We start from the raw sequence: 24,651 nt of genomic DNA on the forward strand, positions 1-24,651 counted from the left end.
GGCCATTGAGTGTTTGCATGGTTGTTCCCGGGGGAGTAGGCGCGCCCTTTCCCCATACATGGATGGATATGGATTAGGTTGTGAACTGGAACCCTGAAAGCTGGAAGCGGTACGAGGCCAAGCACCTCCCGCATTATGAAGATGGCGCCGCGCTTGCGGCAGCGGAAACCACTCTCGCCAGTTTTCCCCCGCTGGTGTTTGCCGGTGAGGCGCGGGAGCTGAAGGCGCAGCTGGCAGAAGTCAGTGCCGGTCGCGGTTTCCTGCTCCAGGGCGGTGATTGCGCGGAAAGCTTTGCCGAATTCCACCCCAACAACATCCGCGACACCTTCCGCGTGCTGCTGCAGATGGCGGCTGTTCTGACCTTCGCCAGCAAGATGCCGGTGGTGAAGGTGGGCCGCATGGCTGGGCAGTTCGCCAAGCCACGCAGCGCGCCGACCGAAACCCAGGGTGATGTCACGCTGCCCAGCTATCTGGGCGACATCATCAACGGGATCGAATTTGACGGGGAAACGCGGGTCAATGATCCGCAGCGGATGATTCGCGCCTACAGCCAGTCGGCCGCGACGCTCAACCTGATCCGCGCCTTCGCCGGTGGCGGTTATGCCAATCTGCGCCAGGTCCATCGGTGGACGCTGGATTTCATGGGCCGCAGCCCTTGGGCCGACCGGTTCCGCGACATTGCCGATCGTATCGGCGAAGCGCTGGACTTCATGGAAGCCTGCGGCATCGACACCGAAAATACCCCCCAGCTGAAGAGCGCGAGCTTCTTCACCAGCCATGAAGCGCTGCTGCTGCCCTATGAACAGGCGCTGACGCGGCAGGACTCGCTGACCGGCCAGTGGTACGATACCAGCGCGCACATGCTCTGGATCGGGGATCGCACCCGGTTCGAAGGCAGCGCGCATGTCGAATATCTGCGTGGCGTGGGCAATCCGATCGGCATGAAGTGCGGGCCCAGCCTTGAGCCCGACGCCCTGCTGCGTCTGCTCGATACGCTGAACCCGAACCGCGAAGCGGGCCGGATCACGCTGATCAGCCGCTATGGCCATGACAAGGTCGAAGCTGGTCTTCCCAAGCTCCTGCGCGCCGTACAGCGCGAAGGTCATCCGGTGGTGTGGTCATGCGATCCGATGCACGGCAATGTCATCAAGGCGGACAGCGGCTACAAGACGCGGCCGTTCGACCGTATCCTGGCAGAGGTGAAGGGCTTCTTCGCGGTTCACCGCGCAGAAGGCACCCATGCTGGCGGCATTCACATCGAAATGACCGGCCAGGACGTGACCGAGTGCACGGGCGGTGCGGTTGCCATCACCGATGCGGCATTGGCGGATCGCTATCACACCCATTGCGACCCGCGCCTCAATGCCGCGCAGTCGCTCGAACTGGCATTCATGCTGGCAGAGATGCTCAATCTCGAAGCCAATGAACGCCAGCGGGCCGCCGCCTGAACCAGCGGTTGCCGAACTGACGTAACAAGAGGGCGGTGCCGCGAGGCGCCGCCCTTTTTGTTTGTCACACCCCTGATGCTCCGGTCGCAAATGCAGCGGCCGGTACTATATGGGTTGCATGGATCTGGCTGCCCTTTGGGACATCATACTTGGCAACGTATCGGCGCTGCCGCAATCGAGCCTGCTGATGGCGACGGTTGTGGCGGTGCTGGCTGGCGTGTTCGGTTCCATGGTGGGGCGGGTTGCGCCGCCGGTCGGGCGGTTGCTACGCTTCGGCAGCAGTCTGGCACTGGCCGGCATCTTGTTGATGGTGGTGCTGCAGGTCAGCCGGATGGATCCGCGTTTCGAAATGGCCGTGCCGCAACTGGGCCTGCCGGCGCAGGTGGTGGAGGGGGCGGAAACCCGCGTGCCGCTGGCGCCTGACGGCCATTATTGGCTCTTGGCGGAGGTCAATGGTGTGGAAGCCCGCTTCCTGGTCGATACCGGTGCGACACTGACGGCGATTTCCGCGAATCTCGCGGCCGAGGCAGGGCTGGAGGCGCGGGCCGGTGCGCTGCCTGTGCGCATGCAGACGGCAAACGGCTCGATAGCGGCCGAAATCACGGCTGTGGATGAACTGCGGTTCGGCAATGTGGTTGCCCGCGGGCTGGATGCCGTGATCGTGCCCAATCTGGGCGATACCAATGTCGTAGGGATGAACATGCTCTCGCGCCTCGCATCCTGGCGCGTGGAGGGCGGCACGCTGATCTTGGTGCCGCATCATCCTCAGCCCGTCGAAGCATCACAGGAAAGTTGACGCGCGGCGCGCAGGTCGTCACTCTCCCAATTTGACAAAGTCCTTCGATAAGGGACGCATCAACCGGGACATGATGCGCGGTTTCAACCGAAACCACGCCATCAGGGGAGAGTGATCAGAGTGACCAGCCAGGCGGCATCTGCGCGTTTTAACGTGGCAGCCTTTATTGATGATCGGCCGATCGGCTGGCGCGAAATCATGTTGCTGGTGATCTGTTCGATCATCCTCTTCATCGATGGCTTCGACATGTATTTCCTCGGCAAGATTGCCCCCGCCGTGGCCGAAGGGCTGGGGGGCAGGCCGGTGGACATGACACAGGTCTTCACCATGCAGCAGGTCGGCATGGCCGTGGGCGCCTTCCTGATGCCGCCGCTGGCCGATCGCTGGGGGCGCAAGCCGGTGCTGGCACTGTGCCTGACGGTGTTTGGCGCGCTGTCCTTCGTCGCGGTCTATTCCACCAGCTTCACCATGCTGGCCTGGTTGCGCGGCGTTTCCGGGATTTTCTTTTCCGCCATGCTCCCCATTGCGCTGGCTCTGCTTTCCGAAATGACCCCGCGCCGCCGCCGGGCGCTGTTCATGTCGATCGCGCTGGTCTGCTTTTCCGGCGGCAATCTGGGCAGCGGGGCGATGACGGCCTGGCTGCTGGGATCCTGGGGCTGGCAGATCGCCTTCTGGCTCGGTGGTATCCTGCCGTTCCTGGCGCTGCCGTTGCTGCTGATGGTGCCTGAATCCGTTCCCTTCCGCGTGCAGCGCAATCCGCAGGATCCCAAGATCCCGGCCACCATCGGCCGGATCGACCCCCTTGCGAAGCTGCAGGGCGTGATCGAATTCCACATGGGCGAAGCGCGCAAGGCGGTGCAGCAGTCGGGCCCGATGGCGATGTTCGGCCCGCGTTACCGGCTGCAGACCATCATTCTGTGGTGTGCCTGCTTCCTGGCGCTGGGCAATATTGCCTTGCTGGCCAATTGGCTGCCCACATATATGCAGGAACTGGGCAATGTTCCGATTGAGGAATTTGCCAAGCACATGATGATCGGCTTTGTCGGCGGTGCGCTCGGCACGCTGACCATGGGCTGGTTGATGGACCGGGTGAACCCCTACATCCTGATCGCGGTGTTCTTCCTGATCGATGCCGTGGCCATCGCCGCGCTGGGCATCCTGCCGGGCGGATCGCTGATCTTCATCATCGCGCTGGTCATCTGGAACTACTGCCAGGTCGGCGGCCAGACGGGGATCAACACGCTGGCTACGCTCGGCTACCCGCCTGAAATGCGCAGCAGCGGCATCGGCTGGGCCGGCGGCTCCGGCCGGATCGGCGGCATCGCCTTCCCGCTGGCTGGGGGTTATGCGCTCACTTTGTTGCTGCCGCTGGAAACCATCATGTTCGCGACAGCCGTGCCGGCGGTCATCGTGGCCGGGTTGATCCTGGTGCTCGGCTGGGAAAACCGGCGCTGGGCCAAGGATCAGGTGCAGCCTCAACCCGCTTGAGTTGAGACCAGCTTGATCGTTAGCGGGGCTGGCGCAAATAGCGCAGCGCCATCAGCATGGCGAAGCCCATGCCCGGCATCATGATGCAGAACACCAGCGGCGGCCCGCTGTCGGTGAACAAGCGCGGGATGGCATAGAAAGCCGTCGCGGCGGTCCCGGTCAGCAGCAGCCAGGCTTTCACCAGCCCGGCGATAGCCAGGCGCGCAGTGATGGGCGGAAGATCGCGTGCCATGCGCGGGGCCGGGGAAAAAGGGGCCAACTGATCCCAGGACCGGGCATGGATGGTCAGCGTGCCCACCTCTGGCCGCCCGAACGTCAATCGCACCCCCTGCGCCATGAACATGTGGCGCCGCTCCGCCGTGATGGCATGCCACGGGATCGTGACCGGCCGCAGGAACGGGCCGAGCAGGCGCGAAACCGAAATACCAATGCCGTCAGGACCAGCCGTCAGCGTCAGAGCCCGGGAAAACGCGACGCCGAACCCCATTTCGGCTGATTGCCGGGGCAGACTTGTCCGAACCTGCGCCGGCATCGGCGGATAGGTGCGCTGGAGCCGGAACCAGCCCGATACAATGCTGATTGCCGTGGTCACGATCAGCCACAGCGCAATCGGGCCAAGCGGAATGAGCACCAGCAGCAACGGCAGATAGTCATCGTTCATCTGCCGAACATGACAGATTTCCGGGTTTGCAGTAGTCCGTTTTGTCGAGCGCCGGGATCTGCGCTGCGAAGACGCCGCACAGATCCACACCATGAGCCAATCAGCCGGCCATCAACTGTCGATCCCGAAATGATCCGCCAGATGCTCGGGCGAAAAACCATAACTCGGCACGGCGGGGTCATACAGCATCCCGCCGTTCCAGGCTTCGAACCGGGCCTTCAAATCGGCAAAGATCTCCGGCTGCAATTCCTTCAGATTGCCGCGTTCGAGCGGGTCGGCCACGACATCGAACAGGAATTCATTGCCGCCGATGGAAAGATATTTCCATTGCCCATGCCGCACGGCCTTCTGGCTCTTGTTGTTGAACCGCCAGAACAATGGTCGATCGGGCAGGGCATGGCCCGTCAGCACCGGGCGGATGTCCATGCCATCGGTCGGATAGGCCGGATCGGGCGCGCCCCCTGCAGCCGCAACGAAGGTCGGCAGCCAGTCCATCGACATGATCGGCACCTCGCTTTCGCTCAGCGGCGTGGTCAGCCCAGGCCAGCGGACGATTGCCGGAATGCGCAGCCCGCCTTCCAGCAACTCGGTCTTGCGCCCGGTAAAGGGCCAGACGTCGGAAAAGCGTTCCCCACCATTGTCGCTGGTGAACACCACCACGGTGTTTTCATCCAGCCCCAACGCCGTCAGCCGTTCCAGGATGCGGCCGATATTGCTGTCGAGCGACCGGACGATTTCGGCATAGGTGGCCAGATTGCCGCCGTCGAAATGATCAATGCCCAATCCCCCGCGCACCTTCTGCTGCGCGTCCAGCCGGGCGGATTCCCGCTCGTCCTCGGGCCCTTCCCACGGCCAATGCGGGGCGGTGAAATGCAGGCTGACGAACCAGGGTGTGTCCGGTGCCTGCTGCTGCCGCTGGTCCAGGAACTCGATGGTCCGGTCCGCCAGCAGATCGGTGTAATATCCGCTCTCCTCGATCTGCACATCGCCATCCCACAGATCCTTCCGCCCGCCGGCCTTGTGGGTGAAGTAATCCACTCCGCCGCCGCGATTGCCCCAGAATTCGTCATAACCACTCTTGAGCGGATCATATTTGGGGAAGGATCCCAGGTGCCACTTGCCGATCAGTGCGGTGTGATATCCCTGGGCACGCATCAGGGACGGGATCGTCGGGTGTTCCGGCGGCAGGCCGACATCGTCCTGGCCCAGCGGTTCCTGCAGCCCGATGGGCAGGCGATATTGATAGCGCCCGGTGATCAGCCCCACGCGGGTGGCCGTGCAGACGGCGCTGTTGGCATAGGCATGGGTGAAACGCATGCCCTGCCGCGCCAGCCCGTCCAGCACCGGGGTTTCGTAATCGCGCCGGCCATAGCAGGACAGATCCGCATACCCCATGTCATCGGCCATGATGTAGAGGATGTTGGGCTGGCGCGCGCCTTGGCCCTGCTGGCCGATCGCCGGGCGGGCTGCTGCCAGCGCCGCGGTGCCCAGCGCGCCGGCCAGGGCCGTGCGCCGGGTCACGTTCCAGGCTGAACTGCTCTTGTTCGTTGTCACATTCACTCCTTCGGTAATCGGGCGGGGCTGGGATCAGAAGGCCAGCTTCAGCCCCGTGGTGTAGCGGCGCCCGAGCAGATCGAACAACACGCTGTTGGTCTGGATCGAATGGGCGGCAAAGGCGCTGTAGTACGCCGTCACAGGCGGGGCGGTGTCTGTCAGATTGGTGACGGCGAAGAATGCTTCGAGCGAACCACTGGTGCCAATGTCGAAACGCTGGGTCAGCCGCAGATCGAGATAGAAGGCTGAATCCACGTGGTTGGCGTCGAAATTGGCGATCGGCGGATTGTTCTCTTGCGTGCCGGGGGCAATGTAGCGGCCCTGCACGAAGGCGGAAAAATTGCCGATCGAATAGGTGATGTTTCCGGTCGCCTTGAAATCGGGCAGTCCATAGGGAACGCCATCGGTCTGCATGCCTGTCTGCCCGGCGCGATCGATCTTCGTACCATTGCCGAATGTTTCCGAATTCTCGAACAGCCAGCTGGCAAAGCCGCGCAGCGCCAGCCTTTCATCGCCGCCGAACAGGGAAAGATCGGTATCGTAATTCGCTTCGAGATCCAGCCCGCGAACGCGGTTCTGGTTCACATTGATATAGGTGTCGGCCACGATGATCGGGACATCGTCTGCATTGAAGGTCACCATACTGCACAGTTCGGGATTGTTGTCCGCCAGGCATCCATTCAGCACCGCCTGCGGGCCCAGCCGGTCGATCGCACCCTTCACCTTGATGTCGAAATAATCGAGCGAGAGCGACAGCCCGCGGATGGCGGCCGGGCGAATGACGAAGCCGGCCGTGAAAGTGTCGGCCTTTTCTGGCAGGACATTGGGATTGCCGCCCGAAACGGTGGTGACATTGATCGCCTCCACCGCCGTGGTGCGCGGATCGTCCAGCGTCGCGGCGCCGCCGGTGCGGTCGAAGCGTTCGGACAGGTTCGCGGCGCGCACGTCCCGCGAATAAGTGCCCCGCAGGCGCAGGAAATCGAACAGTTCGACATCCAGCCCGGCCTTGTAAGCCCAGACCGTGCCCGATCCGCTGTAATTGGCCCAGCGCCCGGCCAGGTGCAGATTGGCGGCATTGACCGGCCCGGTGTCGGCCAGCAGCGGGATCAGCGTTTCGGCGAACGCCTCATACACATTGATCGCGCCCTTGATGTTGGAAACCTTGGAAAATTGCGTGCCGACCGTGTTGACGCAATCCCCCGCCGAAACCCCGCGCAGCCCCGGAACTTCGCCATTGCATAGCACCGGATGGCCTGTCGCATGGTTGGATGATGGGTTGGACGCATCCTCCACCAGTTGCAGGATGGATTCCCGCCGGAACGATCCACCGAAAGCCAGGCTGATCGGCCCGGCCCAATTGTCGACCAGATCGCCATTCATGGAAAATTCGGCCACATGCTGGCGTATGCGCGTGGTGTTGAGCTTCGCTTCGCCGGTGGTGAAGGTCATGCTGTCACCCCGGTCAAAGCCGGTGTCGGCGTAATAGATCGGCGTGGTGATGGTGGTGCCGGGCTCATATCCGGTCACCCAGTCGATCGCGCCTTCGCTGGCATTGCCCTGGCCGAACAGATTGATCGGCTGGCATCCGGGGAAGGCATCACCGAACAGCGAAACCCGGCACACGATGTTCCCATTGGCCGTGCCGGAGGTGTATTCCCCTTCATCCACGGCATCGAGGGCGGCAAAGATCCGATCCACCCGCAGCCCGCTTTGCCAGGCTTTGCGCTTGTTGGTGCCATACTGATAATAGAGGTCGGCCTGCCAGCCGGCCATGAAGCCGTCGCTGGCGATGTCCCAGGTCAGGCCGCCGGAAAAGGAATTCATGACATTGTCGTCGCGCAGCCAGGCGTGTTCGGCGATATCGGCAAAGCTGCCCATCTTGCGAAACTGGAAAGAGGCGATGCTGTTTGCCGCCATGGTGTCGCGCACCGATTGCGGCAGGAAGGCATTGTCCGCGAAGATCGTGGCAACGGTCGGCGTGCCGCTGAAGGAACCGGTCGGATCGTTGTAGCGGAAGGTCCGGTTCTGTCCGCGCATATATTGCGCAAACACCGTCACCCCGTCGGCCACTTCGTAATCGGCAAAGGCATAGATGCTGTTGCGCGATGCATCGGGGAACACGGTGTAGGGATCCCTCCCGATATAGTCCCCGCTGCCCCCATCGCTGATCGAATGAACAGCCGGCGGCGTGCCCGTTGCGCCGGAACCGACAGCCCCGCGCACGAAGGGCGTGATCCCCGATCCATTGGCCAGGAATTCCATCCCGTCGATCGCCGTGCCCGGGGCACGGATCACGCCGCTGAAACTGGCATTGGCCGATACGACATTGGGATAGGCGCGGCCGTTGACGATGCCCCAGGCCTGGTACCAGTCCCGATCACGGAAGGAATGCACGCCATCCTGGCGGCCGATTTCGCCGGAGATCAGGAAATGCCCCCGATCGCCGATCTTCGTGCCGAAGGTTGCCGATGCTTCATAATTGCCATTGTCGCCGCGATCGCTGACGCCGCCTTGCAGCGATGCCCGCAGGCCGGTGAATTTCTTGTCGAGGAGGAAGTTGACCACACCGGCGACGGCATCGGTGCCATAGGCGGCAGAGGCGCCCCCGGTGACGGTTTCCACGCTCTGCACCATCGCATCCGGGAAGGTGTTGATGTCCACCCCGCCGAACGGGCCGGATGAAATGACCCGATGGCCGTTCAACAGCGTCAGCGTGCGATTGGGGCCAAGCCCGCGCAGGTCAAGATTGCCATAGCCGCCGCGATTGAAGAAGCCGTGCCCGGACACGCCCGAACTTTGCACTGCCGCGACCGATTGATTGCCGAAGAACTGCGGCAATTGGCTGATGCCGTCGATCAGTCCGCCGGCACCCATGGCATCCAGCGCTTCGGCGCCCACCACGGTGACCGGGATCGGCGTCTGCGTGCCATCGGTGCGCAGGCGCGATCCGGTGACCACGATCGGGGCCGCCGGTGCGGGTGCCTCGGCGCTCGTGAGCTCAGGCTCACCAGCATCCTGCGCCCAGGCCGGTGTTGCCAGCAGCGTTGCCATGCAGGTGCCTCCGCACAGCAGGCGGCGCAGCCTGATGTTTTGCCTGTCTTTGATCATTGTTCTCCCTCCCATCAGCTTTTGCTGTTTGTTCGCAATGTTCTGCCTGCCAGGCCGGCGAAGCAACGCATCGCAAAGTGATGACAGGTGATAGGTTTCGGGTTATGGGATAAGGCGGAGGGTATAATGGGGAACCTGCCGTTTACGCTACGTCAGCTCGATGTGTTCGCCAGCCTGGCCACTGTGCGCAGCTTTCGCGGCTGCGCCGAACAGCTGGGCATTTCTCAGGCTTCGGTCAGCAACCAGATCCGCACATTGGAAGATCAGCTGGGCGTCGTGCTGTTCGCCCGCCATGCCGGTCGGCGCCCGGCGCTGACGGCCGAAGGCATTGCCTTTCTCGACGATCTGCGCGGTTTTAACGAAGCGGCGCAGGTGCTGGCGCGCCATCGCCGGGTCAGCAGTGACCGGCCCGCGCGGCTCAGGCTGCGCATCCGCGTGGGGCAGGGGCTGGTGGACAATTTCATTCGCCCCCGGCTGGATCATTTCCTGGCCGACAATCCCGATATCGCGATGGAATTCGATGCCCAACCGCCCAGCCAGAAGATCGGCGATGACCTTATCGATCGCGGCTATGATTTCGCTCTGTTGCATCTGCGGGCGGATCAGCCGGTGCCGCCGCCGATGCGGGCCGTGGCGCTGCTGCGTGGCGGAATATTCGGCCACCGCCGCTTCGCCGAGGGGCGCAGCCTGCCGCTCTCGCGTGAAGAGATATCCGCTCTGCCCTTTCTCATGCCCAACAGCGGCAGCGTGCAGGAAGAAATGGTCCTGCGCTCCTACCGCAAGGAAGGCATAATGCCGCGCCAGGTGGTGGCCAGCACGCAATATTTCGATGTCATGGCCACCATGCTGGAACGCGGGCTGGGCGTGGCCTCATTTTCGGAGGTGATCCTGCCACCTTCCATGCGCGAAGAGGTGATCCAGCTCTACCCACTCGAAGGCTGGCATCTGGTCTGGTATCGCAAGGATCAGGGCGGCGATGACCGGCTGGACCGGGTGCAGGATTTCCTGCTCAGCGCACTGCTGCGCGATGCCAATTACCCTACGGTGAAAGTGTTCGACCCCGCCTATGCCTGATGGCGGCGGGGCTGGTCAGAGGCTATTGGCGCAGTGCGATCACCGTCCCGCCCTGGATATGTGAACCAAAATCACTGGCCGCCACAGCAAACGCCAATTCTTTGCCGCCAGGTCCGAAGAACCAGCCGCTCAGCTTCCAGGAAATGTCCGGTGAGGTGGCGTTTGTCAAAGTCCCGGACACCTGGCGCTTTGCCTTATCGATCGTTCCGCTGCCGGAGTGGAGAGCCACATCGGTATTTTCTGCAGCCGTGCGCCCAAGCTTGATGAATTGCAGCGTGAAGCTGACGGTCGATGCGGAATAATCCACATTGATGCTGGAGCGGGCAGGATCGATTGCAAAACCAGTGGCGCCGTCACCCCCGGCATCGGCGAAGGCAGGCGTGAATGTTGCGCTTCCCGTGGTCGGCAGGTCGTCCGTCAGCGTTGGCGCGCCGAACATGCAGTGATGCATGAGATCATATGTGCGTGAAGTGCCCTGACCATCGGCAAAATACAGGTTGTTCACGAATTCAGCCTTGGTTTCCCCCTGGCTGAAGGTAGAAATCCGGAAAGTTTTCAGCCCTTCGAACTCGACCGTGCGTTGGTACTCCAGTTTCAACGGTGAGGTGCTGCTGGCGGCCAGATCGGAGGCGCCGAACAGATGTTCTCTGGTGCCGTCGGGTTTGAATGCCCAATTGTCATCAGCCAGGGCAAGCGTACCATTGGCCTGTCGCGACAGCGTGGCGGTATCGCCAAATCCGGCAAGCGCGGGAACCTGCCGCCCGATAAAGCCCCACCAGATGGTGTCGTAGGATGCACAGGCCATCTCGAACATCTGATCGCCCTCCAACTCGGCCAGCCTGTGATAGACCGGCGATGGAGGCGGCGGGGGCGGGGGCGGGGGCGGTGCAGGTGTTGGCGGCGGAGTGACCGGGCTGGTTGGGCTCGGCGTCGGGGCCGGCCCATCATCATTGTTGCAGCCCGTCAGCAGGGCGGCCCCGATGAAAAGAATGGTCAGCGGCGAAGTCTTCTTCATGAACCCTTGGTCCTGCTTTAGGTAAATGCCGCGCTTACGCCGGCAACTGCACCAGTTCGATCTCATGCCCGTCCGGGCTGCGCATGATTGCGACCCGGACCGGGCCGACATCGACCACGCCGGTGATGTCGCTGGCGCCGCTTGCCAGCAGGCGATCATGGCTGACGGTGATGTCATCGCAATGGAAACCCACCGGGCCATGGGCATTGCCGATCTCGATCGCCCGGCCATCCTTGTATTGCAGCAGGATCAGGCTTGGCCCGCCCGGTTCACCGGGCAGGGAGAGGATATGTTCGAGGAATTCCTCCTCGTCGAAACTGGCGGCGATCTCGAACTCGAAGGCATCGCACCAGAAGTTCAGCGCTGGCTCCATCTCCGGCACGGCCAGCTTGAAGAAGTTCAGGCGGATGGCGGACATATCATCTCCTTCCAGGATCAATGGGTTGCCGATGACATTATCGGCGACTTTTTGCCGCCGTCGACAGGGGGCGAACACCAACAACAGTGCCCGCCAATGGGGTGCCTTCCCCGAACGCCAGGCCGAGATTGGAGCCCTGCGGACCGAAGAACCAGCCTTGGATCCCATAGCCACCGACCACGCCGGCGGGCGCATTTGTGCCGCTGATCCTGCGGCTGGCGCGATCGATCGTGGCTGCGATGGGAATGGTGCCGGGAACATCTACCCAGCTTTCCGCGGTGCTGCCTGATGCCGCGATCCGCTTCTCAAGCTTCAGCGTCCCTTCTACGGTATTGGTTGCGAAATCGACGATCAAGCTCGATCCATCGGCGACGATGCGGAGATCTTCACCCCTGCTGCCGGAGCTGTAGACGCTCCCGATCACGCCCAAAGTGGGATAGGTGGCGACCCCTGTGGTGGGCAGATCATCCACATAGGTCGGCGCGCCGAAGACGCAAAACTGCACGGACGAGCCGCCGGTATAGCCGGAGCGTAATCGAGCGTGCTGAACATATCGCGCTGTTGCCGGATATTCGCCGGATATCAGGGAGGTTGTGGTTCCGCCATAATCGTTCGAAAATGAATACTGTATTCGCAGAGGATCCGCGGTGAAGGATTGCAGCTGTTGAAGGCGGCCCAGCAATCCATTCAGTTTGCCGGACCGGTAATTGTACCAGCCATTGTCCCGCAGCGATGCGTCGTCGGTCGATTCCCAGCCAATGCCATATATGTCAGCGAAACGGCGGAACCCGCCCAGGCTCGCTCCATGGCCGGTGGCACGGTCGACAATCTCGATTGAACTGCACGCCGTTTCAAAAATCTGATTGCCGGTCAGTTCGGTCAGCGTCTGGTAGCTGAAGGTCGGCGTGGGCGTGGGTGCCGGCGTTGGCTCCGGGGTCGGCTCCGGGGTTGGCGCGGGGCTCGATGGGCTTGGTGCCGGGGTAGTGGGGGCTGGCGTCGGCGCTGGAGAAGGCTTGTCGTCATTGCACCCGACAATGACCGCGCTGCCGACAAGCAGCGCAAGAACAGCAACATATTTCATAGTTTGGCCCCACACTTCGAAGAATTCCTGCAGGCTCGCAGACATCGGGATTTTGTCAACGGATTGCAGTTCCTGTCATGCGGCGGCTGGGGTTTATACAGGTTCAAAAATTGTTGAGGCCCGGCCAGCATGCAGTGACCGGGCCAACCTGTGTCAGCGTTTTGCCAACATTTTTCCGGAAACACCGATACTTTTCAGGCCATTGCTGGCGGAGGAAGCGAAGTTGAAGCCCATTTCTGCAGCTTGTGGACCAAAAAACCAACCGGACAAGCTGACAGCATGGTCGCCAAACTCGTCATTCTTCAAATAGCCCTCAAACCTTTGGTTTGCAGTATCAACTTCGACTGAACCAGTAAAAATCCCTATATCAGTGATCGGGCCTGTTTGGTTGAAATCAAATGAATTTCTTGCCTTGATGTCCAGCGTGATGCGCAATTGACCGGCTGCAGCGTCAAATGTTGCCGCAAATGTGCTGATTGTAGGATCGAAGCGAAGGTTAAGTATTTGAGCACCCGGTTCAAGGATTGAACCACCCCCAACAAGATTGACCGCTGAATATGCCGACTCGTTTCGAATGGGCATATCGCTGGCCTGCGTCGGCGAACCTGCCAGGCAACTGTAAACCCGCTGCCCGCCACTAGCAAAAGATCGGATGAAGTCAGCCGGCGTCACGTATTCCGTTGTATTCGCGCCCGTATAGCCAAAACTGAAAGATTCCGAGAAAGAGCCGGCAACTGGTGTCAAGGGCTTGCGAAAAAAGAGGTGCTGGGGATTGACCTTGTCGGATTCGATAAAAATATTATCCAGATCTGTTTCGTGAAATGTCCAGCTCTTCGTGGTCGCGCTGTAAGATAAATTTGGTTTCCCGCTCAGAGAGGTGAAGAAAGGCGGGCTGGACGAACCGAGGGACGGGATCGCGCAGGCGGACGCAAATGTTCTGTCGGCAGTCAGGTCCGACACCTTGACATATGTCGGCGTTGGGGATGGCCTCGGTGTGGACGGGGTCGGCGTTGGTGCGCCAGCAGGCGGCGGTGTGGGCGCGGGTGTCGGTTTGTCATCATTGCCGCAACTGGCGAGAATGACGGTGCTGGCCGCAAAGGTCAGCAATTTTGCACGGTTCATATTCCCCCCAATACCGTGAATTCGTCTTCAAAAGAAAACGCAACGGCCCTCCAGCGCACGGCGAGCAGCAAACCTGCCCGCCGTGCGAACATCATGCATCCGCGCCTCAGCGAACCCCAACGACCGTGGTGGTCGTCAACAGAGACCAACTGCTTGCCCCGTAAAGAATGGCGATTTCGGAAGCTTGCGGCCCGAAAAACCAGCCTCTCACCTGACTCATGTTCACCCGGTCGTCGCTGTTGGTCACCGTGCCGGTGAACTGCCTCTGTTCCCGATGGATCTGGCCGGTGATCGTATAAGTGGCCAGATCGACCCAGTTTTCCGGCGTATCGGCAGATCCGGCCTTCAAACCCTGGAGCTTGAGCGACGCATTGAAAGTCGACGCCGCCATATCGGCCGTGATGGACGATCCGCTTTGATCCACGCGGACGGTATACTGGTTGTCCTTCTGCAGATTGCCCATGAAAATCTGACCAACGGCGCCAATCGTCGGGTAGCTGATCGTGCCGGTGGTGGGCAGATCCGCTGGATCCGTTCGTGCGCCGAACAGGCAATTGTCATACAGGGTGGAACCGCGACCCAGCGCAATGTGGCGGCTGAATGCAGCATGCTGGACATAGCGTGCCGTCGCTGGGTGCTGGCGGATCGTCAACGTGTCGGTCCCGCCATATTCGGCGTTGCGCGAATAATCCATCAGCAGCGGCGTGGCGGTGAAGGTCTTCAGCGCCATTGCGCCCATACCGGCGATATCGCTGCCGCCTTGCTTGTACAGCCAGGAATTGTCTTCCAGCGATGTGTTATCGGTCGATGTCCAGGCCAGATTGGTGGAACCGAACATTCTGTACTCCGGATGCTGCGGCCCCGGGTTGGCAAAGGTGTTCGGACTTTCGTAACCGGCGCAGGTCGTATCGAAGGTCTGATCACCGGTCAGTTCATTCAATTGCTTGTAGGTGAATGTCGGCGTCGGCGTTGGTTCCGGGGTCGGTTCCGGGCTGGGCGCAGGCGTGCTGTTGGTGGGCGCCGGAGTGGGGGCGGGCGAGGGGCTGTCGTCGTTGTCGCACGCGGCGAGCATCGCGGTGCTCATCAACAAGGCCGTCAAGGTAATGTATTTCATCAATTCCCCCTTTTTTCTTTGATATTGCTGCCACGAGGGGCGGCCATGTCAAACATTGACCGCCTCTGCTCAGATTGTGAGCAGAGGCGGCCTTCGGCCCTTGCCGCTTCCGTCAACCAGATCAAGTTACATAGTATTTCGGGCAGGTGATCATGAACCGAAGGGTATTGATTCTTCGCTTGAATTGCTCTGGCCTGGCCAGCTAGCGCGTTCTTGCTGCGGAAGTCGCCGGAGCCACTTCGCGAGAGGCAGCAAAAGTCCCGATGGCCGGCACGCTGTCCCCGAAAACGAAACCGATGTTCGCGGCTTGGGGGCCAAAGAACCAACCATGGATGCCGTAATTGCCGCTTGTGCCCGCTGGCGGCGTGGTCCCGATAATGCGGCGATTGGCGCGATCGATCGTGGCCGATACAGGGATGGTGCCGGCAAGATCGACCCAGCTTTCAGCAGTGTCGGCCGTGGCACGGATGCGCTTCTGCAGCTTCATCGATCCTGTGACCGTGTTGGCGGCAAAATCCACTGTCAGGCTGGATCCGTCGCTGGCCAGCCTAATGTCGCTCGCCCGCGTGCCGGATTCGTAGATCGTGCCGGTCAACCCCATGCTCGGGTAGCTGATCACCCCGCTGGAGGGTAGATCGTCGATATCGGTCGGCGCCCCGAACACGCAATATTGGCGCGAGTGGCCGGACCATGCCCGGTCGATGAATTGGGAAACATGCTGAACATGGCGCGCGGATGCCGGGTATTCAGCCGATATGATCACCGGCTCATTGCCGCCATATTCAGACCTCATCGCATATTGCATGCGCAAGGGATCGGCCGTGAAAGAGCTGAGCATTGTCGGCCCGCCAAGCATCGAAGTGATCTTACCGCCATCATAGGTATACCAGCTGTTATCTTCTAAAGTGGCGTCGCTGGTGGAAGTCCAGCCAAGAGTGTAATTGCTGCCAAACGTGCGGAAACTTGCTGGCGCGGCGCCAAAATTGGCTGCTCTGTCCGAAAAATCCACACGGCTGCATGCCGTGTCGAACATCTGGTCGCCGGTCAGTTCATTCAGCATTTTGTAGGTGAAAGTCGGGGTAGGGGTCGGCTCCGGCGTCGGTTCGGGACTGGGAGCCGGTGTGCTGGCCGTGGGTGCAGGCGTCGGTGCCGGGGTCGGTTTGTCATCATTGCCGCAAGCGGCAAGCATTGCCGTACCGAGCAGCGCGGTCAGCATCACAGTATATTTCATGAAAGCCCCTGACATGTGTTTGATACAAAATGACAGTGCAGGGGAAACTGTCAATCATGGTGATATCATGTCACAAACCAGCGGTTTTACTGCGACATTTGGGTAACGAGGGGCACCAGCGGGTGCCCCTCGTATCAATCACGTGGTGGGTGTGGAACTCGACGTGGGCGTCGGCGTGGGCAGCGGCTTGCGCAACACAATCGCCGTCCCTGTCGCGGTCAACTGGTTCGTGGTGCCGGGCTCGCGCGACTGGATCGAGAAGGAATAGCCGGTCTCGGTCATGCGCGGTCCGAACGACCAGCCGGCGATCTGGGCCGCAACGATGTCCCTGTTGCTGCTCGTAAGCGCACCGTAAAAGCTGGTGCTCGCGGGTGTGATCGTCGCATTGGTGGTGTAGGTGCCAAGGTCGACAACCGTGGTCTGCACGGTGCTGTCCACGACTTTCCGACCCTTCAGCTCGATCGTCAAAACCAGCGTGTTGTTCTTGGTATTGACCTTGCCGGCCGTTACCTTGGAATCTCCGGGAACAAACACATAGGTGCCGGCATTCGCGCCGCCGCTGATCACCCCATTGCCGGTCAGGTTCATCGGTTCGAGGGCGATATCGGCTTCGGTCGTTGGCAGATCGGTTGCCAGCGTCGGAACGCCCAGAACGCATTCATGACGCGACAAGGCACCGCCAGGCCCGGCGACCGTGGCAACAACGCGGCGGGTGTAAGCAATATGCAACAGCGGTGTGACCGGTCCTGTGACCTGCAGGATTTCAACCGCACCCGCTGATGTGGTGTGACGGTAAATTACATCGCTGGAGCCTGTCGTTGCTGCGACTTTGTCTGCGGGGACAAAATTGGTGTCGACACCATTGGCCGTGAATTTCCAGGTATCTGCAGCGGAGCGCACCAGAGTAGGCCCAGTCCCGAATACCGTGGCGGGCGTTACCGCCTGGTTGGATATCTGCAGGCTGCTGCAGGATGTCTTGAATGTCTGCGGCAGTTTAAGGGCATCTGGAACCCCGGTGGTGTCGGCAGTGATGGCAAGCATCTGCGCCCAGGTCGCATAGCTGGGCGGGGCCGGGGTTGTTGGCCCCGGCGTCGGATCTGTGGGCGACGGGGAAGGGGCCGGCGTGGGTGCGTCATCGTCACCACCGCCGCAGCTTGCCACGATCGATGCAGAGGCCAGCAGCGCCAGCCATCCCCTCTTGTTCATTGTATCGTCCTCAAATCACGTTTGTGGCGGTGCTCTACCTGCCGGCACACGCTGTCAATTGCTTTAACGTGTGAACGGGGGAAAGGCACCCTCTGCGGTGGGCCGTGCGAAACGCCCGCTGAACCTTGGCTGAAACCGTTCCGATACGTCGCACAATTCTGCATGAATGGCAGGCTGTGCCGGATCCCCGGCGCAGGTTTTGCGCTTGTCATTGCCGGGCAGGCGCGGCAGCAATCAGGGCAGGAGCAGGGACACATGGCCCCACGCCATGGAAATAACCCTGCCAGGAAAGGGTTCAACATGCGTTCGAAACAGATTGCCGGTGCCTTTGTGGCAGGTTTGACAATGCTGGCGGTGGTGCCTGCCGCGCTGGCTCAACAGCCACTGTTCCCGGTTGTGGACGTCAACCGTGACACCGTTCCCGCCGGCACGCCGGCCGCGTTCGAAAAGGCCTTCCCCGCCGCGCAGCGCAACAGCGCCAAGGTCGAGGTGCAGGAGAACGCCTATGAATTCGTACCGCTGACGCTGATCCCGTTGGGTGAGGACAAGACCGCCCTGATCAGCACGGGCGCCAATGAATGCACTGGGCAGGCCTGCGCCGGGCTCAATTCGGTGCACTATCTCTCCGGCCCCGAGAGGGCGGATTACAGCGTCACCGGCGAATGGCTGGACGTGGGCATGACCGGCGTGGTCGGCAATCCCGCCAGCCGCTGGGGCTGGACCGATGCGATTGCCGATGTGCCCGTACTCTACACCCAGGGCGGCGGCGTGTGGCAGGGTTATGCCTGCGACAAGGCGGTGCTGACAGCTTTGGCTGCAGACGGGCCGACAGAAATCGCCGTTATCCCGATCGGCTATTCCAATGGCGGCGCAGTGGAAGATGGCGTGATCAATCTGGATGGCCAGATCACCGCAGCGGAGAAGGGCAAGAGCTTCACCGTCACCTACACCGGCACGGACAGTTTCAGCGAAACCTATGTCCGCCAGGCAGACGGCAAATATGCGCTGCAAGGCGCAACGAAAGTCCCCTCTTGCTGAGGCAGTGACGGCGCCCATAACTCGGTGTCAGCCGGAAAAATGATCGTTTTCCGGCTGATGGCTCTGGCTTGGCGCAATTGTTAAGCCGGCTCTTACGGCTGTCAGCTACTGATTGGCTCATGTCGAGCAGTATGCCAGGCCGTCGGAATGTATCGAGAGCATGACCTCTCAGCGCAGTTTTCCGCCCGGCCGTTGCGGGATCAGACGTTACGGTCACTGTGTCGACCGGCATGGCCGTGCCGCCTGATTTCTGCCGCTACGATCCGGACAGCTGTTCGCCAGCGCGGATGCCGCGCTCTATGCAGCGAAAAAGGCACGCGATTACCGCGGCTCATCGCCGACGGCTCGCAAGGGCGCAGCGGGTTTCATGAGAGCGTGGGGCGGGCTGGCCGCCCGCTGGCTGGGGTGGCAGGATTCGAACCTGCGCATGCCGGTACCAAAAACCGGTGCCTTACCGCTTGGCTACACCCCATCAGCGGAAGGCGGCCCATAAACGGGGCCGCCTTCGCTGACAAGGTGGGGATTGGGGCTGCCGATCAATAATCTGCGCGCTTGCGCACCGGAGCCAGCAATTCAGGATCGAGCGTGTCGAAATCCGCCGCCGAATGGCGTTCCGAAAGGCCGCTCTGCGAATTGACCAGCCGTCCGCGAATGGCACCTGGCCGGGCGTCGATTGCCTTCACCCAGCGGCCGACATTCTCGAATTCGTCCAGGCTCAGGAAGACATCGGCCCGGTTGTAGGCGCCGTGATAGAGATTGCCGAGCCAGGTGTAGGTGGCGATATCGGCGATGGAATAGTCATGGCCGGCCAGATATTCGGTCTTGCCCAGCTGGATATCCGCCACCGAAAACAGCCGCTTGGTTTCCATCGCATAGCGGTCGATCGGATATTTGTAGCGTTCGGGGGCATAGACATAGAAATGCCCGAAACCGCCGCCGATGAAGGGCGCGCTGCCCATCTGCCACATCAGCCAGCTCAGCGTTTCCGCACGCGCCGGATTGGTCTTGGGCAGCAGATAATCGAACTTTTCGGCCAGATGGACCAGGATGGCGCCGCTTTCGAACACGCGGAAGGCTTCGGGGCCCGACCGGTCGAGCAGGGCCGGGATCTTGCCATTGGGGTTCAGATCGGTGAAGCCCGATCCGAACTGGTCGCCGGCGAAGATCTTGATCAGCCAGGCGTCATATTCCGCTTCGGAATAACCGGCCTCCAGCAGTTCTTCGAACATGATGGTGACCTTCATGCCATTGGGCGTGCCGAGCGAATAAAGCTGGAACTTGTGCTCCCCCACGGGCAATTCCACCTCTTCCCGGGCGCCGGCGGTTGGCCGGTTGATGCCGGCGAACTGGCCGCCATTCTCGGGATCGAAGCTCCAGACTTCAGGCGGGGTATAGACATCTGACATGGGCAGGCGCGTCCTCTCTTGGGGGGATGTTCGGCCCGGAAGATGGCGTGCCGCCGCCGCCGCATCAAGCGGACAATTTGCTTGGCCGGTGACAGCACAGCTTTTGGTTTGACGGCGATTGCGGTCGCCCAGCATATTCTGCCGATGCGTTATCTGTTCACTCTGCTGACGGCCATTCTATCCACCTGGGCCGTTCCGGCGGCCGCGCAGGAGGATGAGGAAGCGTGCAGCTTCGCCAATGCCGTTCCGGCAGAGATCGTGCAGATCAACACGGATTTCGACGCCTGGCGCGGACGCTGCGTCCGCATTCGCGCCATTCATGATGGCTGGCGGTTGCTCGATGATCGGATGGCTGCATTGGAACATGCATTTGGCGGCCACGATCAACTCCATACGCTGGGCATCAATACCCACAGGGATGACCCGCGCCGGGAGCCCCATCGGCCCAGATGGGAAGAGGTGGTTGGCATGCTGGGATCATGTGCAGATGTACACGCCGCCGTTATTCAGATGATGCTGGATAGCCCTGGCACCATTCTGGGTGTCAGCGGCTATTGCCATTACACCATCGGAACTTTCCTGCGCCCGATCGCCTATCGTGAGACGGAACATTCGGCCGTGTTCCGCCTGCTGCCAGCCGATGTCCCGGAAGCCTTATGGCAAGTGCGCCGCGTGCCGGCAGAGACGCCGGAGGTCGTGCCGTATGTCGCTGCGGTCAAGGCCGCGATCGAAGCCTTGCAGAACAGCGATCCTGATGCATTCATCAGGCTGAGTTGGCCAATATATGATGATCTTGTCGCAAACCCCCAACGCGCCAGAAGCGGGGACTTGCAGCAGGAGAAAGATGAAGCCTTTGCTGAGGCAAGCCGGCTTCTTCCCGCGCAACTTGGAGATGTGCGCTTCGTTTTGGGGGAGGTCAGCGATGACCCTGCTGCCGATGGCGGTCGGTTTCAGCGTGGGCGCTATCACATTTGCTATTGCACAACCCCTGATTGCGAAACGAGGTTGCCGGTCCGTACCGCAGACATCGACAATGATCCGTCGCGGCCATACTTTTGCGTGAATGCACAGGACTATGTTGTGTCCAGGCAGACAAGCCGGATTTCGATCTCGATACCGGAACCCGATCACGGCTTCGCCGAACCGCCGCAATAATTTTTACGGCACAACCCTGCGCCGTCGCCTACGGTGCAGCGGCGGATCACATCATGCGCAGCAATTCCGCCGATACGTCTCCCGGGCGCTGCAGGACCGCTTCCAGCAGCGCGATGTTATAGCGGCACTGGATATCGGAGCCTCCCTGGCCCTGGGATGTCTTTTCCAATTCATCCTCGGTCAGATTGGCCCGCTTCACCACCTTGTCCACGACACTTCCTGGAATGACGGCACTTTCCGGAAACTTGCTGGAACTTGGCATCAGCAGCCCAGCTTCCAGCAGCTTGGCGGCCAGCGCGCGTTCGCGGGAACGCACGCTTTCCTCGACCGGAAACACCTGCGAGATGGTCTGACCGCGGGAGAATTCCACGCAGGCATCCACCCCGGCGTGATCGCGGATGCTGCGCAGCAGATCCAGCTTCACCTGCTTGATCGATACCAATTGCTCGAATGGCGCATCGCGGGCCGCCATTTGGGTCAGTTGCCGCAGTTGCTGCAACGGCACCGCCTGGGCAGCCTGCGCAACTTGCCCCATGCCGTCCATCCGACCGACCAGACGGATACCGGACCAGAAGCTCGCTGGCGTTTGGCCGCTGATCTCCAGATCGGGCAGCCGGGTTCCAAACAGATCGGTGATGGTTTCATCGATCGCTTCCTGGTCCAGCGTCGCGCCTTCAAGCGGATCCTGCACCATGATCGGCGGTGGCAAAGACGGCTCACTCTGGGTCGAACCGCCCAACGCGCCCGCCACACGCACAAGGGCCAATATGCCGAATATGATAAGCGTCGAAGTGCCCCATGGCGAACCACCACCGCCGTTCAGCCGCTCCTCCCATGATCCCACCCGCTGGGGATCGAGATAGCTTTCGATTTCGGGATAGCGTTCGCGCAGCCCGACCAGCAGTTGGCGGACCTCTTCCTTGTTCACCTTGGAGAACCAGAAATTGCGTCGCCGGCCCGGCTTGCTCAGTTCGACCCAGGCATCGCGCAGCGGATGATCGCGCTCCTGCACCTTTTCGACAAAGCGCATGCCGCGCAGCCGCTCATTCAGGAAGCGGACGGCCGGTCGTTCGGACAGGCTGCCCGATTCATCCAGCCAGGAAAAATTCTCTGACGCATGTTCGACCAGATGGGCCGAACGCGGCCAACTGCTGGCCAGATGATGGGCCAGCCATTCCTCGATCGCCTGCTGTTGATCGATGGCGGATTCCTCCGCCTCGGCCAGCACCTGGCCCAGCGCCGCGCAGGCGAGGGAGAACATCTCATGGTCGAGCGGTTCAGCGCTGTATTCCTGACCGGGATAGAGGATGGCGAGCAGGACCTGCGGGGCGGTGGGATGCTCCTCTGCCGCTTCCTGCGCTTCGGGCTCTGCCGCTTGGGTCGCCTCTATCTCTTCTGGCTCAGGGGCGGCGATCTGCGCCACGCCCATTTGCGCGGGCGGGGCGGGCGGCTGTTCCTCCGCCGCAACATCGCCCCCGTCCGTTGCAGGCAGATCGCGCGAACCATCGGCATCGGTTGACGGTGCGTCACCTGCAGGCGCGTCGAAGGCGGGTGCGCGATCCCGCTCACCCCCTTCAGCTTCGGTCGCACGCTCATCGGTGCTGGCGGGATCGTCGAACGGAGACAGCGGCGCCGCATAATCGCCGGCGCCGTGTTCCTGCTCCCGCGCCAGCATCAGCGCATAGTCACGCGCCTCCCGCAATTGCTGATAGGCTGCGATTTCCCGATCGATATCGAGCGTCTTGAGCCTGGCGGCATAGGCGTGCCGGATGGCCGACCGATCGCTGGTCTCGTCGATCTCCAGCGTCCGCCAGGGCTCCCGCCGATAGCTGCCGCTCACGCCCGAAACCTCTTGTCCCAGCACTTCATAGCGGGGACTGCCCCTCCAGATCGTCGAGCCCACGGGTCAGCTGTTCGCGCGCGCTTGCAATATCGCGCGGATCCTGCCGTTCCACCACGGCTTCGAACTGCCCGATCCACTGCCCGACCATGTCGCGCGCCGGGCCGGTGAAATTCTCGTAGCAACGGTTCGCCCGCGCCAGCAGCGCGACATTTTCCGCCTCGTCGCGCGGGTGGAATTTCAGCTTGGCCAGTTCCGCCCGGCGCCGTTCCAGCTCCGCCTTGTCGCGCCGGTCTTCCTCATCGACGATCACCAGATTGCGGGTCAGCCCGCTGGCCGGCACGCTGGCATCCACCTCCAGCAGGCCCGAACTGTCATAGGTGAAACGCACATGCACGGCGATCTGGCCGGCCGGGGCGGCGGGCACGGGAATGCGCAGCTCGTCCAGCTTGATATTGTCCGCCACCATCCGGGCTTCGCCCTGGAAAATCCCCAGCCGCACTTCCCGCTGGTTGTCGCTCAGCGTTGAATAGACATGCTCGCGGCTGGTCGGGATCGGCGTGTTGCGATCGATGATGGGGGAAAATATCCCCTGGCGCAGCCCGCCGGTTGTATCGCGTTCGGCAACATCGACCCCCAGGGTGAAGGGCGCGACATCGGTGATGCGGATTTCATCCAGTCCGCCGCCACGCTCGATCAGCCCGGCCTGCGCCGCTGCGCCCAGCGCCACGGCGTGATCGGGGTGAACGCCCGAATTGGGAAACCGGCCGAACATGCGGGTCAGCGATTTGCGCACCACCGGCATGCGGGTTGCCCCGCCGACCAGCACGATCTCGCTCAATTCCTGGCTGCTCATGCCGCAATCGCGCAGCGACCGGATCACCGGTTCACGCAGGCGCTTGAGCAGGGCCTGGCTCTGGGCTTCGAATTCCTCGCCGCTGACCTGGGCGGTGAAGGCCGTATCGCCAATGGTGATCGAAAAATCGGCGGTATCTGCAACGGTCAACTGGCGCCGGGCGCGCTCTGCGGCCAGGAACAGCAGCGCTTCCCGCTTGTCGGTCTGCATGGCCTGCAACTGCATGTCAGCCTGCAGTTTCGGGCGCGCCAGCTGGATCATCACCAGGTTGAAATCATCGCCCCCCAGCCGGTTGTCCCCGGTGGAGGCGCGTACCTCGACCACGCCGTCGAACATTTCCACGATCGACACGTCGAAGGTGCCGCCGCCCAGATCGAACACCAGGAAGGGTTCGCGATCGTCGCGATCCTGCAGCCCATAGGCGAGCGCTGCAGCGGTCGGTTCGTTGATCAGCCGCTTCACCGTCAGCCCGGCCAGCTCGCCCGCGCGCCGCGTGGCCTTGCGCTGCCGGTCGTTGAAATAAGCCGGCACGGTAATCACCGCCTCGGTCGGCGTTTCGCCGGTCATGGCCGTCACATCGTCGCGCAGCGATGCCAGCACCAGGGCAGACAGATCTTCCGGGGAATAATCGCGCTTGTTGCCCAGCCGGACGGAACGCTGGGTGCCCATCATCCGCTTGAAGCTGGTGGCGGTTTCAGCCGGGTGGGTGGCCAGCCGGTCCAGCGCGGCGGCGCCGACCCAGATGGTGCCATCCTTGGCCACGGACACGGCGGACGGGGTCAGGAAAGAACCCAGTGCATTGGGCACCAGTTCTGCAGTTCCATCACGCCAGATCGCCACCGCGCTGTTCGTGGTGCCCAGATCGATGCCGATCAGCACGAATCATTTCCCCCTGTAATCCTGCGAATATGAACGGCCAGATTTATGGCCCCCGCCAGACTAAGCAAGCCGATGGTGCAATCAGGTTTTGCCTCCATGGCATTTTGCGCCAGAGCGCATGCGTGGCTGACAGGGCCCCACCCGAAAGCTAGTCTGGTCTG

Annotated in this window: 19 protein-coding genes and 1 tRNA gene; 6 read left to right on the plus strand and 14 right to left on the minus strand. The window is 61.7% G+C overall.

The genetic code is table 11. The features are described 5' to 3' along the window. Positions 1 to 80: 80 nt before the first annotated feature. The 3 genes from GRI97_RS12055 to GRI97_RS12065 all read left to right on the plus strand — a co-directional run bounded on the left by GRI97_RS12055 (position 81) and on the right by GRI97_RS12065 (position 3,732). Positions 81 to 1,448 carry a class II 3-deoxy-7-phosphoheptulonate synthase gene (locus GRI97_RS12055; RefSeq protein WP_161391418.1) on the plus strand — a complete coding sequence of 456 codons (1,368 nt, stop codon included), beginning with the start codon at positions 81 to 83 and terminating at the stop codon, positions 1,446 to 1,448. Positions 1,449 to 1,566: 118 nt separating this feature from the next. Continuing rightward, on the plus strand, positions 1,567 to 2,244 hold the full coding sequence (locus GRI97_RS12060) for a retropepsin-like aspartic protease family protein (protein WP_161391419.1): 678 nt from the start codon (positions 1,567 to 1,569) through the stop codon (positions 2,242 to 2,244). A 153-nt stretch (positions 2,245 to 2,397) separates the two neighbouring features. Further along, complete coding sequence (locus GRI97_RS12065; RefSeq protein ID WP_161391420.1) at positions 2,398 to 3,732, plus strand: MFS transporter; 1,335 nt, start codon at positions 2,398 to 2,400, stop codon at positions 3,730 to 3,732. A gap of 19 nt (positions 3,733 to 3,751) precedes the next feature. Here the strand turns inward: GRI97_RS12065 and GRI97_RS12070 are convergent, their stop codons facing one another. From GRI97_RS12070 to GRI97_RS12080, 3 genes are all read right to left on the minus strand, one after another. Further along, positions 3,752 to 4,393, minus strand: coding sequence for a hypothetical protein (locus GRI97_RS12070; RefSeq protein ID WP_161391421.1), 642 nt, complete (start codon positions 4,391 to 4,393; stop codon positions 3,752 to 3,754). A 111-nt stretch (positions 4,394 to 4,504) separates the two neighbouring features. Next, entirely contained in the window at positions 4,505 to 5,947 is a 1,443-nt protein-coding gene (locus GRI97_RS12075) for a sulfatase-like hydrolase/transferase (RefSeq protein WP_328598546.1), read from the minus strand. 33 nt (positions 5,948 to 5,980) lie between these two features. Next, positions 5,981 to 8,998, minus strand: coding sequence for a TonB-dependent receptor domain-containing protein (locus tag GRI97_RS12080; protein WP_161391422.1), 3,018 nt, complete (start codon positions 8,996 to 8,998; stop codon positions 5,981 to 5,983). A 183-nt stretch (positions 8,999 to 9,181) separates the two neighbouring features. Between GRI97_RS12080 and GRI97_RS12085 the strand changes: the two genes are divergently transcribed. After that, positions 9,182 to 10,129 carry a LysR family transcriptional regulator gene (locus GRI97_RS12085; protein WP_161391423.1) on the plus strand — a complete coding sequence of 316 codons (948 nt, stop codon included), beginning with the start codon at positions 9,182 to 9,184 and terminating at the stop codon, positions 10,127 to 10,129. A gap of 22 nt (positions 10,130 to 10,151) precedes the next feature. On the opposite strand, the gene GRI97_RS12090 is transcribed toward GRI97_RS12085, so the two are convergent. The 7 genes from GRI97_RS12090 to GRI97_RS12115 form a co-directional block, all read right to left on the minus strand. Continuing rightward, complete coding sequence (locus GRI97_RS12090) at positions 10,152 to 10,943, minus strand: HupA family protein (protein WP_161391424.1); 792 nt, start codon at positions 10,941 to 10,943, stop codon at positions 10,152 to 10,154. Positions 10,944 to 11,178: 235 nt separating this feature from the next. Continuing rightward, positions 11,179 to 11,562, minus strand: coding sequence for a VOC family protein (locus tag GRI97_RS12095; protein WP_161391425.1), 384 nt, complete (start codon positions 11,560 to 11,562; stop codon positions 11,179 to 11,181). A gap of 37 nt (positions 11,563 to 11,599) precedes the next feature. Next, positions 11,600 to 12,688, minus strand: a complete 1,089-nt coding sequence (locus GRI97_RS18435) for a HupA family protein (RefSeq protein ID WP_202392774.1) — start codon at positions 12,686 to 12,688, stop codon at positions 11,600 to 11,602. 108 nt (positions 12,689 to 12,796) lie between these two features. Then, positions 12,797 to 13,765 carry a HupA family protein gene (locus GRI97_RS18440; RefSeq protein WP_202392723.1) on the minus strand — a complete coding sequence of 323 codons (969 nt, stop codon included), beginning with the start codon at positions 13,763 to 13,765 and terminating at the stop codon, positions 12,797 to 12,799. A gap of 106 nt (positions 13,766 to 13,871) precedes the next feature. Then, positions 13,872 to 14,879 carry a transferrin-binding protein-like solute binding protein gene (locus GRI97_RS18445; protein ID WP_202392724.1) on the minus strand — a complete coding sequence of 336 codons (1,008 nt, stop codon included), beginning with the start codon at positions 14,877 to 14,879 and terminating at the stop codon, positions 13,872 to 13,874. A 202-nt stretch (positions 14,880 to 15,081) separates the two neighbouring features. Beyond that, the gene (locus tag GRI97_RS12110; RefSeq protein ID WP_161391426.1) at positions 15,082 to 16,110 is read right to left on the minus strand and encodes a transferrin-binding protein-like solute binding protein; all 1,029 of its coding nucleotides are present in this window, start codon (positions 16,108 to 16,110) and stop codon (positions 15,082 to 15,084) included. Positions 16,111 to 16,248: 138 nt separating this feature from the next. Then, positions 16,249 to 17,151 carry a hypothetical protein gene (locus GRI97_RS12115; RefSeq protein ID WP_161391427.1) on the minus strand — a complete coding sequence of 301 codons (903 nt, stop codon included), beginning with the start codon at positions 17,149 to 17,151 and terminating at the stop codon, positions 16,249 to 16,251. A gap of 495 nt (positions 17,152 to 17,646) precedes the next feature. Between GRI97_RS12115 and GRI97_RS12120 the strand changes: the two genes are divergently transcribed. Next, the gene (locus GRI97_RS12120) at positions 17,647 to 18,354 is read left to right on the plus strand and encodes a hypothetical protein (RefSeq protein ID WP_202392725.1); all 708 of its coding nucleotides are present in this window, start codon (positions 17,647 to 17,649) and stop codon (positions 18,352 to 18,354) included. A gap of 397 nt (positions 18,355 to 18,751) precedes the next feature. Here GRI97_RS12120 and GRI97_RS12125 read toward each other — a convergent pair. Together GRI97_RS12125 and yghU are read right to left on the minus strand one after the other, a co-directional pair. Further along, positions 18,752 to 18,826, minus strand: a tRNA-Gln gene (locus GRI97_RS12125). 64 nt (positions 18,827 to 18,890) lie between these two features. Then, positions 18,891 to 19,760 (minus strand): glutathione-dependent disulfide-bond oxidoreductase, encoded by an 870-nt coding sequence (yghU, locus tag GRI97_RS12130; protein ID WP_161391429.1) that lies wholly within the window; start codon positions 19,758 to 19,760, stop codon positions 18,891 to 18,893. Positions 19,761 to 19,841: 81 nt separating this feature from the next. On the opposite strand from yghU, the gene GRI97_RS12135 reads away from it, so the two are divergent. Next, positions 19,842 to 20,915, plus strand: coding sequence for a hypothetical protein (locus GRI97_RS12135; protein WP_161391430.1), 1,074 nt, complete (start codon positions 19,842 to 19,844; stop codon positions 20,913 to 20,915). A gap of 46 nt (positions 20,916 to 20,961) precedes the next feature. Here GRI97_RS12135 and GRI97_RS12140 read toward each other — a convergent pair whose 3' ends face one another. Continuing rightward, the gene (locus GRI97_RS12140; RefSeq protein ID WP_161391431.1) at positions 20,962 to 22,818 is read right to left on the minus strand and encodes a hypothetical protein; all 1,857 of its coding nucleotides are present in this window, start codon (positions 22,816 to 22,818) and stop codon (positions 20,962 to 20,964) included. Further along, positions 22,781 to 24,490 carry an Hsp70 family protein gene (locus GRI97_RS12145; protein WP_161391432.1) on the minus strand — a complete coding sequence of 570 codons (1,710 nt, stop codon included), beginning with the start codon at positions 24,488 to 24,490 and terminating at the stop codon, positions 22,781 to 22,783. The genes GRI97_RS12140 and GRI97_RS12145 overlap by 38 nt, the downstream gene beginning before the upstream one ends. Positions 24,491 to 24,651 lie beyond the last annotated feature (161 nt).

It is taken from the genome of Croceibacterium xixiisoli (genome assembly GCF_009827305.1).
Taxonomy (GTDB): domain Bacteria; phylum Pseudomonadota; class Alphaproteobacteria; order Sphingomonadales; family Sphingomonadaceae; genus Croceibacterium_C; species Croceibacterium_C xixiisoli.

Excerpts from the sequence above, each read along its gene's own strand:
- yghU (WP_161391429.1), bottom strand. The coding sequence starts at position 19,760 with ATGTCAGATGTCTATACCCCGCCTGAAGTCTGGAGCTTCGATCCCGAG.
- GRI97_RS12115 (WP_161391427.1), bottom strand. The coding sequence starts at position 17,151 with ATGCTTGCCATCACTGCCGACACCACCGGGGTTCCAGATGCCCTTAAA.
- GRI97_RS12070 (WP_161391421.1), bottom strand. The coding sequence starts at position 4,393 with ATGAACGATGACTATCTGCCGTTGCTGCTGGTGCTCATTCCGCTTGGC.
- GRI97_RS18435 (WP_202392774.1), bottom strand. The coding sequence starts at position 12,688 with ATGTCTGCGAGCCTGCAGGAATTCTTCGAAGTGTGGGGCCAAACTATG.
- GRI97_RS12085 (WP_161391423.1), top strand. The coding sequence starts at position 9,182 with ATGGGGAACCTGCCGTTTACGCTACGTCAGCTCGATGTGTTCGCCAGC.
- GRI97_RS12090 (WP_161391424.1), bottom strand. The coding sequence starts at position 10,943 with ATGTTCGAGATGGCCTGTGCATCCTACGACACCATCTGGTGGGGCTTT.
- GRI97_RS18445 (WP_202392724.1), bottom strand. The coding sequence starts at position 14,879 with ATGAAATACATTACCTTGACGGCCTTGTTGATGAGCACCGCGATGCTC.
- GRI97_RS12095 (WP_161391425.1), bottom strand. The coding sequence starts at position 11,562 with ATGTCCGCCATCCGCCTGAACTTCTTCAAGCTGGCCGTGCCGGAGATG.
- GRI97_RS12080 (WP_161391422.1), bottom strand. The coding sequence starts at position 8,998 with ATGGCAACGCTGCTGGCAACACCGGCCTGGGCGCAGGATGCTGGTGAG.
- GRI97_RS12110 (WP_161391426.1), bottom strand. The coding sequence starts at position 16,110 with ATGAAATATACTGTGATGCTGACCGCGCTGCTCGGTACGGCAATGCTT.
- GRI97_RS12060 (WP_161391419.1), top strand. The coding sequence starts at position 1,567 with ATGGATCTGGCTGCCCTTTGGGACATCATACTTGGCAACGTATCGGCG.
- GRI97_RS18440 (WP_202392723.1), bottom strand. The coding sequence starts at position 13,765 with ATGAACCGTGCAAAATTGCTGACCTTTGCGGCCAGCACCGTCATTCTC.